Origin of the sequence: Cupriavidus agavae, assembly GCF_004217045.1 — a bacterium.
GTDB classification, from domain to species: Bacteria; Pseudomonadota; Gammaproteobacteria; order Burkholderiales; family Burkholderiaceae; genus Cupriavidus; species Cupriavidus agavae.
Window position 1 is genome coordinate 1,021,042 of sequence record NZ_SGXM01000001.1, and the last position, 13,319, is coordinate 1,034,360.

The following is a 13,319-nucleotide window of genomic DNA, read 5'->3' on the forward strand; positions in this document are numbered from 1 at the left end:
GCAACGCCGGGCGCGTTGCCGCGCCGGTTACCAGCGCAGTTGCGCGTTGCGCGTGCCGGTGCTGATCTTGATGGCCTTGGGCTGACCCTTGTAAGTGGCCTCGATATTGTAGCTGCCTTCGGGCGCACGTATGAGGCAGCGCGGGCCGCCCGCGCGGAATTGGGCCACGGTCTGGCCGTCGCGTGTCAGTTTTACGTCAACATCGGCCAGGTACTCGCCGTTGGCGCCCTGCGTGAACAGCACGCCGAGGTTGAAGTTCTTCTCGCGCTCGCGCAGTTTGGCCTGCTGGTCGGCGGCAATCCCGCCACAGACGTAGCTGATGGGCCCCATCGTGCGGATTACCATTTCCTCGCCCACCGGTGCGCTCGCGGCGCCTGGAGTTGCCGGGGCCGCTGCGGCAGCGGGGGCGCTGGCGGGCGCCACGGCCGGCACACTGGCCGCCGCACTGTTCGCCGCACTGGCCGCCGCAGGGCCGCTGGCGGGTGCATCGGCGGCTTTCGCCGGCTGGAAAGCGGCCGCCAGCAGCACCGTGGCGCCGATCACCGCCGCCAGGGCGATGCGCCGACGCCGTGCGGTGCGGGCACTTTCGGAAAACAGCGTCCTGCTGCTCGACAGGTATCTGCTGAACGATTGTTGTCGGATCATCGACGCCTCCCCGTATCGACATGAGCCATCCAGCCATCATAGCCGGGCCGTGCGGCGCTGGCTGTCGGTCGGAGACCGACGCCGCAGCAGGCGCCACAGTAGGCGATAAGGCCGTCGGCCGGCCATGGAACATGGGCCGGCCGACGGGGTTGCCAGTCGTCTTCGCCTATCCTGCGCCGGAGCGCTACAGCACGTCCGCCGCGTGGTCGGCCAGGCGCGAGCGTTCGCCGCGCGCCAGCGTCACATGGCCGCTGTGGCTCCAGCCCTTGAAGCGGTCCACCACGTAGGTCAGGCCGGACGATCCCTCGGTCAGGTAAGGTGTGTCGATCTGCGCGATGTTGCCCAGGCAGACGATCTTGGTGCCCGGGCCGGCCCGCGTGACCAGCGTCTTCATCTGCTTCGGCGTCAGGTTCTGGGCCTCGTCGATGATCACGAACTTGTTCACGAACGTGCGGCCGCGCATGAAATTCATGCTCTTGACCTTGATGCGCGAGCGGATCAGCTCCTGCGTGGCCGCGCGGCCCCATTCTCCGGCGCTGTCGTCGCTCTTCTGCAGCACTTCGAGGTTGTCGTCGAACGCGCCCATCCAGGGCTGCATCTTCTCTTCCTCGGTGCCCGGCAGGAAGCCGATGTCCTCGCCCACGGGCACGGTGGCGCGCGTGACGATGATCTCGTTGTAGATCTTCTGGTCGAGCACCTGTTCCAGCCCCGAAGCCAGCGCCAGCAGCGTCTTGCCGGTGCCGGCCTGGCCCAGCAGCGTCACGAAATCGACGTCCGGGCTCATCAGCAGGTTCAGCGCGAAGTTCTGCTCGCGGTTGCGGGCCACCACGCTCCACACGTTGTTCTTGTTGTGGGTGAAGTCCTTCAGCGTCTGGAGCAGGGCGGTCTTGCCGTTGATCTCCTTGACCTGCGCGTAGAGCGGCAGGCTGCCGTCCATGGGTTCGAGGTAGACGAACTGGTTGACCAGGAACGACGGCACCAGCGGGCCGGTCAGGCGGTAGAACATCGCGCCGGATTTCGGGTCCTGCCAGCTTTCCACGCCCTTGCCGTGCCGGGCCCAGAAGTCGTTGGGCAACTGCATCACGCCCGAGTAGAGCAGGTCCTTGTCTTCCAGGACCTGGTCGTTGAAGTAGTCTTCGGCCGGCAGGCCCAGCGCGCGGGCCTTGATGCGCATGTTGATGTCTTTCGACACCAGCACGACCTGGCGTTCCGGGAACTGCTGCTGCAGCGCGCTGACCACGCCCAGGATCTGGTTGTCCGCCTTGCCCTGCGGCAGCCCCTCGGGCAACTTGATCTCGTTGAGGCGCGTCTGGAAGAACAGCTTGCCGGCCGCGTCGCGGTTACCCAGCGTCGAGAGCGGCAGGCCCTCGTCGAGCACGCCATCGGTGCCGCCCACGAGCTGGTCGAGCGTGCGGCTGACCATGCGGGCGTTGCGCGCCACTTCGCTCATGCCCTTCTTGTGGTTGTCCAGCTCTTCGAGCGTCATCATCGGCAGATAGATGTCGTGCTCTTCAAAGCGGAACAGCGAGGTTGGGTCGTGCATCAGCACGTTGGTGTCGAGCACGAACAGCTTGCTCGGGCCGGTGTCCTTGCGTGCGCGGCGGGTGGGGCCGGCGGCCGGCTTGACCAGGCTGACGGCGGGCGCCGCGGGCCTGGCGGTGGCCGAGGCCGGGGCGTCGGCGGTCTTGGCCCGGCTGGTGCTGCCGGCGCGCGCACGGGTAGCGGGCGCCTGGGTGTCGCCGGTCTCGAGCAGTGCCTCGCGCTCGAGCGCCGGCACAGGTTTCTTACCCTGCGCTGCTTTGGCCTTGGGCAGTGTGACCGGGGCGAATTCGCTCGGGTCCAGCAGTTGGGCAGGCTTGGCGGGCATGGTAGGCAGCGGCATGCTTGGCTTTCCTTTCAGGGGCTAACGGGGGCTGGAGAAAAAGCTGGCGTACGACCAACGAACGGCAGGAAGCCGGAAAACCCAGGGGTGAGAGAGTGGACGGGAGCCGCCGGCGTGGCGGCGCGGACCAACAACGGGACAGCAGCAGAGGGGACAAACAAAAAAGCCGCCAGGCCTGGGGAACAGGGATGGCGGCTTGCTTCGCGGACCCACGGCACGGCAGGTCCGCTACCAGCCCGAGGACTAAGCCTGATGGGCCGGTACGATACAACAGCGTGGCAACTGGGATCTGAACGCATTGAGAGCCAATCTACCCGAACGATTCCGGTTTGGCAATCAGCCAAAGCGGCGTCGCGGGCACGCAACTTCACGGGCGCGTCATGCGCGCATGGCTCACAGTCCCTTGACGATTTCCAGCACCTCGTCCACGTGGTTGGGCACCTTGATGCCGCGCAGTTCGTGGCGCAGCACACCCTTGCCGTCGATGATGAAGGTGCTGCGCTCGATACCGCGCACTTCCTTGCCATACATCTTTTTCATCTTGATGACGTCGAACGCGCCGCACACGGCCTCGTCGGCATCCGAGATCAGTTCGAAGGGCAGCTCCAGCTTGCTCTTGAAGTTCTCGTGGGACTTCAGGCTGTCGCGCGAGATGCCGAACACGGCCACGCCGGCCGCCTCGAAGGCGTCGTACTGGTCGCGGAAGTTCATGGCCTCGGTGGTGCAGCCGGGGGTGTTGTCCTTCGGATAGAAGTACAGCACCACGGTCTTGCCGCGCTGGTCGGCCAGCCGGAAGTCCCCGCCGGTAGCGGGAGCCTGGAAGTCGGGAACGGCCTGGTTGAGACTGACGGTCATGCTGGTGGCTCTCCTGGAGGCGTGCTTCATCGGTGTCGGCGATCCCGTTCTGGTGAGGGATTGCGCCCTGGCGGGTGCAGATTGGGGCAGTCGGCCAGACTTCAAGCGTGGCGCCGGCTCAACCTTGCACCGGCCGGCCGTCAGCCCTGCGGCGCGGGGTCCACCAGCAGGATCGCGGCCACCTTGCGGCCCTCGGCCATCAGGATATTGTAGGTACGGCACGCGGCCTGCAGATCCATGGCATCCACCCCGATATGGCGGCGGGCCAGCGCGGCGGTGAGCCGGGGATGCGGGAAACGCAGCTTCTGGCCGGTGCCGAGCAGTACCACTTCTGGCGTTTTTTCGAGCAGGGCCTCGAAGTGGGCCGGCTCCAGGTCATCGAAGCCGGCCGCGGGCCAGGGTTCGATGTCGCCCTGGGGCATGACCAGCACCGAGTGCTCGTGCCGCACGGCGTTGATTTCGACGTAGCCGGGGCCGTAGCTGGTCACGGTATTGAGGTTCTGGGGGGTATCGGCGTGGAGTTTCAAGACGGGGGGCCTCATGCCGCGCGGACGGCCCGCCGCCGGGCCCGGATGGGGTGGGGGCGGGGCGGCGGAAACGGTGCGCGGCGGGTTCGTGGCAGGATCGTGCGCGCGGCGGGCCGGAAGGCGCGCCGGGATGCAGGAATCCATGCCGAAGTCTGTCATAATCCGATATCTTATAGCTTTTGCCTCCCGCTCTGCCACGCTCGCCCGCTGCCCGAGGATGCGCGCCGCCAGACGCCCAGGACAATCCAGAAGATTCCCAATACCGCTGCCTCCGGGACGGGCAGCTTGCCCTGACTTCAGCCAACTCTGCCGTGAAACCCATCCAGAAATCGCACAAGCTTCAGAACGTTTGCTATGACATCCGCGGTCCGGTGCTGGAAAAGGCCCGGCAGATGGAGGAAGAGGGCCACAAGATCATCAAGCTGAACATCGGCAACCTGGCCGTGTTCGGTTTCGATGCGCCGGAGGAAATCCAGCAGGACATGATGCGCAACCTGCCCAATTCGGCCGGTTACTCAGATTCCAAGGGCATTTTCGCCGCGCGCAAGGCGATCATGCACTACACCCAGTCCAAGCAGATCCAGGGGGTGGGGCTGGAAGACATCTACGTGGGCAATGGCGCGTCCGAGCTGATCGTGATGGCGATGAACGCGCTGCTCAACAGCGGCGACGAGATGCTGGTGCCGGCGCCCGACTACCCGTTGTGGACGGCCGCGGTGAGCCTCTCGGGCGGCACGCCTGTCCACTACCTGTGCGACGAGGGCAACGGCTGGATGCCGGACCTCGACGACATCCGCCGCAAGATCACGCCGAACACGCGCGGGATCGTCATCATCAACCCGAACAATCCCACCGGCGCGCTGTATTCGGACGAACTCCTCAAGGAGATCGTGGTCATTGCGCGCGAGCATGGCCTGATCATCTTCGCCGACGAGATCTACGACAAGGTGCTGTACGACGAGGTGGAGCACACCTCGATCGGCTCGCTGTCGACCGACGTGCTGACGGTCACGTTCAACGGCCTGTCCAAGAACTACCGCTCGTGCGGCTACCGGGCCGGCTGGATGGTGGTGTCGGGCGACAAGCGCCCGGCGCAGGACTATATCGAGGGCCTGAACATGCTCTCGTCGATGCGGCTGTGCGCCAACGTGCCGGGCCAGTGGGCCATCCAGACCGCGCTGGGCGGCTACCAGAGCATCAACGACCTGGTGGCCGAGGGCGGCCGGCTGCGCCGCCAGCGCGACCTGGCCTACGACCTGATCACGAAGATTCCCGGCATCACCTGCGTCAAGCCCAAGGCGGCGCTGTACCTGTTCCCGAAGCTCGACCTGTCGATGTACCCGATCCAGGACGACCAGGAGTTCATCTACGAACTGCTGCAGGAATCGAAGGTGCTGCTGGTGCAGGGCACCGGCTTCAACTGGGGCGCGCCGGACCATTTCCGGATCGTGTTCCTGCCGCACGAGGAAGACCTGCGCGAGGCCATCAGCCGCGTGGCGCGCTTCCTTGAAAACTATCGCAAACGCCACGGCACGCTGTAAGGCCGGGCGCCCCCATTTTCCGTATCAAGCAACCCAGAGTCAGACGTCCATGAATCCCATCAAAGTCGGCCTTCTCGGCATCGGTACCGTCGGTAGCGGCACGTTCAACGTGCTCCAGCGCAATCAGGAGGAAATTCGCCGCCGCGCAGGCCGCGGCATCGAGATTGCGGTGGTGGCCGACCTCAACACCGAGCGCGCCCGCGAACTGACCGGTGGCGGCGTGGACGTGGTCAGCGACGCCAACGAGGTGGTGACACGCCCGGACATCGACATCGTGGTGGAACTGATCGGCGGCTACGGCATCGCCCGCGAGCTGGTGCTCAAGGCCATCGAGAACGGCAAGCACGTGGTCACGGCCAACAAGGCGCTGCTGGCCGTGCACGGCAACGAGATCTTCGAGGCGGCCCGCCGCAAGGGCGTGATCGTGGCGTTCGAGGCGGCCGTGGCCGGCGGCATCCCCATCATCAAGGCGCTGCGCGAGGGCCTGACCGCCAACCGCATCCAGTGGATCGCCGGCATCATCAACGGCACCACGAACTTCATCCTGTCCGAGATGCGCGACAAGGGCCTGGACTTCGACACCGTGCTCAAGGAAGCCCAGCAACTGGGCTATGCCGAGGCCGACCCGACGTTCGACATCGAGGGCATCGACGCCGCGCACAAGGTGACGCTGATGAGCGCCATCGCGTTCGGCATGCCGGTGCAGTTCGACCGCGCCCACGTGGAAGGCATCACCAACCTGTCGGCCATCGACATCAAGTACGCCGAGGAACTGGGCTACCGCATCAAGCTGCTGGGCATCACCCGCCGCCGCGAGGAAGGCGTGGAACTGCGCGTGCACCCGACGCTGGTGCCGGCCGCGCGCCTGATCGCCAACGTGGAAGGCGCGATGAACGCGGTGCTGGTGCAGGCCGACGCCGTGGGCGCCACGCTGTACTACGGCAAGGGCGCCGGCGCCGAGCCGACCGCCTCGGCCGTGATCGCCGACCTGGTGGACGTGACGCGCCTGCACACGGCCGATCCGGGCCACCGCGTGCCGCACCTGGCGTTCCAGCCCGATGAGCTGTCGAGCGTGCCGGTGCTGCCGATCGAGGAAGTCACCAGCTCGTACTACATGCGCATGCGCGTGGCGGACCAGACCGGCGTGCTGGCCGAGATCACGCGCATCCTGGCCGAAGGCGGCATCAGCATCGACGCCATGCTGCAGAAGGAATCGCGCGAGGGCGAGCCGCAGACCGACATCATCATCCTGACGCACCTGACCCGCGAGAAGCAGATCAACGCCGCCATCCGCAGCATCGAAGCGCTGCAGACGGTGCTGGGCCCGGTCACGCGCCTGCGCATGGAAGAACTGAATTAAAGAATTTGCGATGAAATATCAGTCGACGCGCGGCCATGACGTGCCGCAATCGTTCTCGGAGATCCTGCTGGGCGGCCTGGCGCCGGACGGCGGGCTGTACCTGCCGAAGCAGTATCCGCAAATCACCGCCGACGAACTCGAAGCGTGGCGCAAGCTGCCGTACGCCGACCTGGCGTTCGAGGTGCTGTCGCGCTTCTGCGACGACATCCCGGCCGAAGACCTGCGCGAACTGACGCGCAAGACCTACCGCGCGGAGGTGTACTGCAACGCACGTCCGGGCGACAACACGGCCGATATCACCCCGCTGCGCACGCTTGGCACGGAAGGCGAGGGCGGCACGAAGCTGCAGCTGCTGGGTCTGTCGAACGGTCCGACGCTCGCTTTTAAAGATATGGCGATGCAGTTGCTCGGCAACCTGTTCGAGTACGCGCTCAAGCGTGCCGGGCTGAAGCTGAACATCCTGGGCGCCACGTCGGGCGATACCGGCAGCGCGGCCGAGTACGCGATGCGCGGCAAGGAAGGCATCCGCGTGTTCATGCTGAGCCCGCACCGCAAGATGAGCGCGTTCCAGACCGCGCAGATGTTCAGCCTGCAGGACCCGAACATCTTCAATATCGCCATCGAAGGCGTGTTCGACGACGCGCAGGACATCGTCAAGGCCGTTTCGAACGACCACGCCTACAAGGCGCGCCAGCGCATCGGCACCGTGAACTCGATCAACTGGGCGCGTGTGGTGGCCCAGGTGGTCTACTACTTCAAGGGCTGGCTGCTGGCGACCGATGGCCCGGGCCAGAAGGTGTCGTTCTGCGTGCCGTCGGGCAACTTCGGCAATGTCTGCGCCGGCCATATCGCGCGCATGATGGGCCTGCCGATCGACAGGCTCGTGGTGGCCACCAACGAGAACGACGTGCTCGACGAGTTCTTCCGCACCGGCACGTACCGCGTGCGGACCTCGGCGCAGACGTACCACACGTCCAGCCCGAGCATGGATATCTCGAAGGCGTCGAATTTCGAGCGTTTCATCTTCGACCTGCTGGGCCAGGACGGCGACAAGCTGGCCGCGCTGTTCCGCGACGTGGATGCCCGGGGCGGCTTCGACCTGGCCGGCACGCCGGAATTCGACCGCATCCGCCAGTTCGGCTTTGTCTCGGGCCGCAGCACGCACGAGGATCGCCTGGCGACCATCCGCGACGTCAAGGCGCGCTACGGCGTGACGATCGACACCCATACCGCCGATGGCGTGAAGGTGGCGCGCGAGCACCTGGCGCCGGGCGTGCCGATGGTGGTGCTGGAAACGGCGCTGCCGGCCAAGTTCGCCGACACGATCCGCGAGGCGCTGGGCCACGAGCCCGAGCGCCCGGCGGCGTTCGACGGCATCGAGGCGCTGCCGCAGCGCTTCGAGGTCATGCCGGCCGATGCCGACACGGTCAAGGCGTATATCGCGCAGCACACCGGCCTGTAATTCCCGGTATCGGCGCGCGTAAAGCCGGCCCGGCGCCAACTCGCTACAATCGGGTTTGCCGGGCCCGCCGCCACGGCCCCCGAGCGTTAGCGCGCCGGGGGCTGTTTCATTTGGCAGGGCCAACCCGACCCCATGATTCCATGACCCAACAAGCGGCACGTCCCCCGATGCTGACCATGGCCCAGGCGCTCGACGCGCTGATGGCCGGCGCACGTCCGATCACCGATACCGAAACCGTCGAGACGCTCGACGCCAATGGCCGCGTGCTGGCCACGCCGGTCACCAGCCCGCTGCGCGTGCCGCCGGCCGACAACACGTCGATGGACGGCTACGCGATGCGCGCCGCCGACGTGCCGGCACCGGGCACGCGCCTGCCGGTCTCGCAGCGCATTCCGGCCGGCCATGTCGGCACGGAGCTGGCACCGGGCACGGCGGCGCGCATCTTCACGGGCGGGCTGATCCCGCCGGGCGCCGACGCCGTGGTGATGCAGGAGCAGTGCCAGGCCGATGGCGAGGCCGTGATCGTCAACCACGTGCCGGCGTCGGGCGAGTGGATTCGCCGCGCGGGCGAGGATATCGAGACCGGCAGCCAGATCCTGCCGGCCGGCGCGCGGCTGTCGCCGCAGGCGCTCGGGCTGGCCGCCTCGGTGGGGCAGGCCCGGCTCGACGTGGTACGCCGCGTGCGCGTGGCCGTGTTCTTCACCGGCGACGAACTGGCGATGCCCGGCGAGCCGCTGCGCCCGGGCGCGATCTACAACTCGAACCGCTTCACGCTGCGCGGGCTGCTGGAGAACCTGGGCTGCGAAGTGTCCGACTTCGGCATCGTGCCCGATACGCTGGCCGCCACGCGCGACACGCTGCGCCGTGCCGCCGGAGGCCATGACCTGATCATCACCTCGGGCGGGGTCTCGGTGGGCGAGGAAGACCATATCCGCCCGGCCGTGACCGCCGAGGGCCGGCTGGACCTGTGGCAGATCGCCATCAAGCCGGGCAAGCCGCTGGCGTTCGGACAGGTGGGCAACGGCAACCAGACGCCAGCCTTTTTCATCGGCCTGCCGGGCAACCCGGTATCGAGCTTCGTCACGTTCCTGCTGTTCGTGCGGCCGTTCCTGCTGCGCCTGCAGGGCGTGGCCGACGTGACGCCGCGCCGCATCGCCATGCGCGCCGATTTCGACCTGCCGAAGGGCGACCGCCGCAACGAATTCCTGCGCGCCCGCCTGAACGACGGGGGTGGCCTGGACCTGTTCCCGAACCAGAGTTCGGGCGTGCTGACCTCGACGGTCTGGGGCGACGGGCTGATCGACAATCCGCCCAACCAGCCGATTGCACGTGGCGATACCGTCCAGTTCATCCCGTTTGCCAGCCTGCTGGCCTGACTACCGCCCCTGCACAGCATCCTTGAATCCAATGCAACTCGAACTTCGATACTTCGCCAGCGTGCGGGAACAGGTAGGACAGGGCGCCGAGCGCGCCGAGGTGCCCGCCAGCGTGGCAACCGTGGGCGACCTGCGCGCCTGGCTGCGCGAGCGGGGCGGCGCATGGGCCGAGGCGCTGGCCGAGGGCCGCGCGCTGCGGATGGCCGTGGACCACACCGTGGCCCGCGCCGACACCCCGCTGGCCGAGGGCTGCGAGGTGGCCTTCTTCCCGCCCGTGACCGGAGGCTGACATGACGGTGCGCGTGCAGCACGACGATTTCGATCTGGGCGCCGAAGTGGCCGCGCTGCGGGCCGGCAACCCCGGCGTGGGCGCCGTGGCCAGCTTCATCGGCACGGTGCGCGACGTCAGCGACGGCAGCCGCGTCAGCACGATGGAGCTGGAGCACTATCCCGGCATGACCGAGAAGGCGCTGGCGCAGATCGAGCAGGCCGCGCGCGGGCGCTGGCCGCTGCTCGGCGTGACCATCATCCACCGTGTGGGGCTGCTCCAGCCGCTCGACCAGATCGTGCTGGTGGCCGTGGCCTCGGCCCATCGCGGCGCTGCGTTCCAGGCGTGCGAATTCATCATGGATTACCTGAAATCGGAAGCGCCGTTCTGGAAGAAGGAAGAGACTCCCGAGGGTGCGCGCTGGGTGGATGCCCGCGTGTCCGACGACGCGGCGCTGGAACGCTGGGGCATTGCCTCCCTGAATGCCGATCCGAGCGCCGATCCGAACCAATCCTCCTGACTAGATAAGAAAGGTACCGCATGGGTCCGCTTGGCTTTGCAGCGGTGGGCGTGGGCGCCGCCGTGGGCGCGTGGCTGCGCTGGGGCTTTTCCGTGATGTGGAATGCGGCGAATCCGTCGCTTCCGTACGGCACGCTGGCGTCGAACCTGATCGGCGGCTACCTGATTGGCGTGGCCGTGGCGTTCTTCCAAAGCCATCCGGGCCTGCCGCCGGAATGGCGCCTGCTGGCAATCACCGGGTTTCTTGGCGGTTTGACGACGTTTTCGACGTTTTCGAGCGAAGTGCTGGCCAATCTGATGACCGGCGACTATCGCTGGGCACTGGCGCACCTGGTGCTCCATCTGGGCGGGTCGGTGCTGCTGACCGCCGTCGGCATCTGGTCTTACCGCGCCCTGGCCTGAGCCCGCCTAGCGCGGGACGGTGTTGGGAGACATAGGTAACACTCCCGATCCGTCCGCATCCCTTCAGGTGCTCTTTAGCGCCTACTATTGCTTCACGGCCCGGCCTTGCGCGTTCGCAAGCGCCGGATACGCCGCTTTCATCAGCCGCACGCGCTAGCCGGCCCGCCGCGGCATCGTCAGAATCCGGCCCCTCGCAGTCGCTGTCTCGCCTTATCACGCCCGGCCATCGCGCCCGGGTGGTTGTGACGTGCTTTCCCCAGGTTCGACCATAACGAGGAGACATCCCCATGCAGCCCAGCCATGCCCGCGCTACCCGACGTCTGGCCCAGCGCCGTTTTCGGCGCAACGCGCTGTCCGTCGCCGTCACCGCTGCCGTCGCTGCCCTGACGCTGGCCGCCTGCGGCAGCGATGATCCGCCGCCGCCCAACACCGGCACGCCGCCCAGCCCGACCCAGAACCCGAACAACCGGCCGACCTTCATCGTCGGCACGATCGGCGTGCAGACCTACGATGGCAACAGTGACGACCTGGCCACGGGCGGCCTGGGCAAGGATGGCATTGGCGGCACGGCGCCTGCGTTTGCCGATCCGAACAATCCGACGCCGGCCGAACTGCGCCGCAACGCGATCTTCACCAACTACCGCGCCATCGTCGACATCAACCCGGCAGGCGGCTACGGCACGCTCTACGGGCCCAATGTCGATGCCCAGGGCAATGTGACAAGCGGGCAGGGCAAGGTTGCAGGTGTCGAATACATCGCTTTTTCCGATGACGGGTCGGGGCGCCAGAACGTGACGCTGATGGCCCAGATCCCCGATTCGTTCGATCGCAACAACCCGTGCATCATCACCGCCACGTCCTCGGGCTCGCGCGGCATCTACGGCGGGATCGCGGTGGGCGAGTGGGGGCTCAAGCGCGGCTGCGCGGTGGCCTACACGGACAAGGGCACCGGCGCGGCGCCGCATGACCTGGATTCCGACACCGTGCCGCTGATCAACGGCACCCGCCAGGGTCGCGCCGGGGCCGGCAAGCTGGCCCAGTTCGCGGCCCAGCCGGGCAGCCAGTCGCTGGCCGACTTCACGGCGGCCTATCCGCACCGGCAGGCGTTCAAGCACGCCCACTCGCAGCAGAACCCCGAGGCCAACTGGGGCAGGAACACGCTCCAGGCCATCGAGTTCACGCTGTTCGCCATCAACGACAAGTACGGCACGATGGGCGCGGACGGCGTACGGCAGGCCACGTTCACGCCATCGAACGTGCTGGTGATCGCCTCGGCGGTGTCCAATGGCGGCGGCGCGGCCATCGCGGCGGCCGAGCAGGATACGACCGGGCTGATCGATGGGGTGGCGGTGGGCGAGCCGATGCTGGAAATCCCGCCGACGCCGGCCATCACGGTGCGGCGCGGCGGCACGCCGGTCGCGGCGTCGGGCAAGTCGCTCTACGACTACACCACCACGGCCAACCTGTTCCAGCTGTGTGCCCGGCAGGACGTGAACCTGACCAATGCGCCGTCCGCGGGCGCCTTGCCGCAGGCCACGAACCGCTGCCAGTCCCTGGCTGCCAAGTCGCTGGTCACTGGCGGCAATACCAACGACCAGTCGGCCGCCGCGCTGGCCGCACTGCGCAGCGCGGGCTGGGAGGCGGAGTCCGATGAACTGCACGCTTCGCTGTCGGCGCTCGAAGTGGCCAGCTCGATCTCGGTGACCTACGCCAATGCCTATGCCCGGGCCAGCGTCACCGACCGCTTCTGCAACTACAGCTTTGCGGTGACCGGCGTCGACTTCAAGCCGCTGGCCATCCCGGCCGCCACGCTCGCCCAGTTCTTCTCCACCGGCAACGGCGTGCCGCCGAGCGGCATCGTGACCCTGGTCAACGACGCCAATCCGCTGCCCACCGGCCCGATCAAGGATTTTGCGTCGGTCTCGCCGAGCACGGGCATCCAGGACGCCAACCTTGACGGCGCCCTCTGCCTGCGCAACGCCCTGACCGGCAATGCGACGGTGCAGGCCAGCATTGCCGAGACGTACCGCAGCGGCAACCTGCGCGGCAAGCCGACCGTGATCGTGCATGGCCGCAACGACGCGCTGCTGCCGGTCAACCACACGTCGCGGCCGTATCTGGGGCTCAACAGGTCGGTGGAGGGCAGCGCCAGCAAGCTGTCCTACATCGAGGTGACGAATGCGCAGCACTTCGACGGCTTCATCGACGTGCTGCCTGGCTACGCGGCCCGCTACATCCCGCTGCACCTGTACCTGAACCGGGCGCTCGATGCGGTCTGGGCCAACCTGCGCAGCGGCACCGCGCTGCCACCGTCGCAGGTGGTCCGGACGACGGCGCGCGGCGGCAGCAGCAGCGTGGCGGTCGGCCCGCAGATCCTCCCCGCCAACGTGCCTCCGATGCTCGCCACCCCGGCGGCCGGTGACGTGATTTCGGCCAGCAGTTCCACCGTGGACGTGCCCAACTAGGCTTCCCGAGCCGCCCC

At 67.3% G+C, this 13,319-nt stretch carries 12 protein-coding genes; 8 read left to right on the plus strand and 4 right to left on the minus strand.

Annotated elements, in window-relative coordinates; all coding sequences use genetic code 11:
- Positions 1-27: 27 nt before the first annotated feature.
- The 4 genes from EV147_RS04635 to EV147_RS04650 all read right to left on the minus strand — a co-directional run bounded on the left by EV147_RS04635 (position 28) and on the right by EV147_RS04650 (position 3,909).
- Positions 28-432 (minus strand): hypothetical protein, encoded by a 405-nt coding sequence (locus tag EV147_RS04635; RefSeq protein WP_130391188.1) that lies wholly within the window; start codon positions 430-432, stop codon positions 28-30.
- A 397-nt stretch (positions 433-829) separates the two neighbouring features.
- Positions 830-2,527, minus strand: a complete 1,698-nt coding sequence (locus EV147_RS04640) for a PhoH family protein (RefSeq protein WP_130389924.1) — start codon at positions 2,525-2,527, stop codon at positions 830-832.
- Between the two features lie 393 nt (positions 2,528-2,920).
- The gene (locus tag EV147_RS04645; RefSeq protein WP_130389925.1) at positions 2,921-3,382 is read right to left on the minus strand and encodes a peroxiredoxin; all 462 of its coding nucleotides are present in this window, start codon (positions 3,380-3,382) and stop codon (positions 2,921-2,923) included.
- Positions 3,383-3,522: 140 nt separating this feature from the next.
- Positions 3,523-3,909 carry an Mth938-like domain-containing protein gene (locus EV147_RS04650; protein ID WP_130389926.1) on the minus strand — a complete coding sequence of 129 codons (387 nt, stop codon included), beginning with the start codon at positions 3,907-3,909 and terminating at the stop codon, positions 3,523-3,525.
- A gap of 311 nt (positions 3,910-4,220) precedes the next feature.
- Here EV147_RS04650 and EV147_RS04655 point away from each other — a divergent pair, with 311 nt between their 5' ends.
- From EV147_RS04655 to EV147_RS04690, 8 genes are all read left to right on the plus strand, one after another.
- Positions 4,221-5,450 carry a pyridoxal phosphate-dependent aminotransferase gene (locus EV147_RS04655; protein WP_130389927.1) on the plus strand — a complete coding sequence of 410 codons (1,230 nt, stop codon included), beginning with the start codon at positions 4,221-4,223 and terminating at the stop codon, positions 5,448-5,450.
- Positions 5,451-5,499: 49 nt separating this feature from the next.
- Positions 5,500-6,810, plus strand: coding sequence for a homoserine dehydrogenase (locus EV147_RS04660; RefSeq protein WP_130389928.1), 1,311 nt, complete (start codon positions 5,500-5,502; stop codon positions 6,808-6,810).
- Positions 6,811-6,820: 10 nt separating this feature from the next.
- Complete coding sequence (gene thrC / locus EV147_RS04665; RefSeq protein WP_130389929.1) at positions 6,821-8,272, plus strand: threonine synthase; 1,452 nt, start codon at positions 6,821-6,823, stop codon at positions 8,270-8,272.
- A 140-nt stretch (positions 8,273-8,412) separates the two neighbouring features.
- The gene (locus EV147_RS04670) at positions 8,413-9,648 is read left to right on the plus strand and encodes a molybdopterin molybdotransferase MoeA (RefSeq protein WP_130389930.1); all 1,236 of its coding nucleotides are present in this window, start codon (positions 8,413-8,415) and stop codon (positions 9,646-9,648) included.
- Positions 9,649-9,679: 31 nt separating this feature from the next.
- On the plus strand, positions 9,680-9,937 hold the full coding sequence (moaD, locus tag EV147_RS04675; RefSeq protein ID WP_130389931.1) for a molybdopterin converting factor subunit 1: 258 nt from the start codon (positions 9,680-9,682) through the stop codon (positions 9,935-9,937).
- A gap of 1 nt (position 9,938) precedes the next feature.
- Complete coding sequence (gene moaE, locus EV147_RS04680; RefSeq protein ID WP_130389932.1) at positions 9,939-10,436, plus strand: molybdopterin synthase catalytic subunit MoaE; 498 nt, start codon at positions 9,939-9,941, stop codon at positions 10,434-10,436.
- Between the two features lie 20 nt (positions 10,437-10,456).
- A complete protein-coding gene (gene crcB, locus EV147_RS04685; protein ID WP_130389933.1) occupies positions 10,457-10,837 on the plus strand; it encodes a fluoride efflux transporter CrcB in 381 nt (126 codons plus the stop codon).
- Between the two features lie 287 nt (positions 10,838-11,124).
- On the plus strand, positions 11,125-13,302 hold the full coding sequence (locus EV147_RS04690; protein WP_130389934.1) for a 3-hydroxybutyrate oligomer hydrolase family protein: 2,178 nt from the start codon (positions 11,125-11,127) through the stop codon (positions 13,300-13,302).
- Positions 13,303-13,319: the final 17 nt, after the last annotated feature.

Coding starts and splice junctions, on each gene's coding strand:
- EV147_RS04640 (WP_130389924.1), bottom strand. CDS start 2,527: ATGCCGCTGCCTACCATGCCCGCCAAGCCTGCCCAACTGCTGGACCCG.
- EV147_RS04645 (WP_130389925.1), bottom strand. CDS start 3,382: ATGACCGTCAGTCTCAACCAGGCCGTTCCCGACTTCCAGGCTCCCGCT.
- EV147_RS04660 (WP_130389928.1), top strand. CDS start 5,500: ATGAATCCCATCAAAGTCGGCCTTCTCGGCATCGGTACCGTCGGTAGC.
- thrC (WP_130389929.1), top strand. CDS start 6,821: ATGAAATATCAGTCGACGCGCGGCCATGACGTGCCGCAATCGTTCTCG.
- EV147_RS04670 (WP_130389930.1), top strand. CDS start 8,413: ATGACCCAACAAGCGGCACGTCCCCCGATGCTGACCATGGCCCAGGCG.
- moaD (WP_130389931.1), top strand. CDS start 9,680: ATGCAACTCGAACTTCGATACTTCGCCAGCGTGCGGGAACAGGTAGGA.
- moaE (WP_130389932.1), top strand. CDS start 9,939: ATGACGGTGCGCGTGCAGCACGACGATTTCGATCTGGGCGCCGAAGTG.
- crcB (WP_130389933.1), top strand. CDS start 10,457: ATGGGTCCGCTTGGCTTTGCAGCGGTGGGCGTGGGCGCCGCCGTGGGC.
- EV147_RS04690 (WP_130389934.1), top strand. CDS start 11,125: ATGCAGCCCAGCCATGCCCGCGCTACCCGACGTCTGGCCCAGCGCCGT.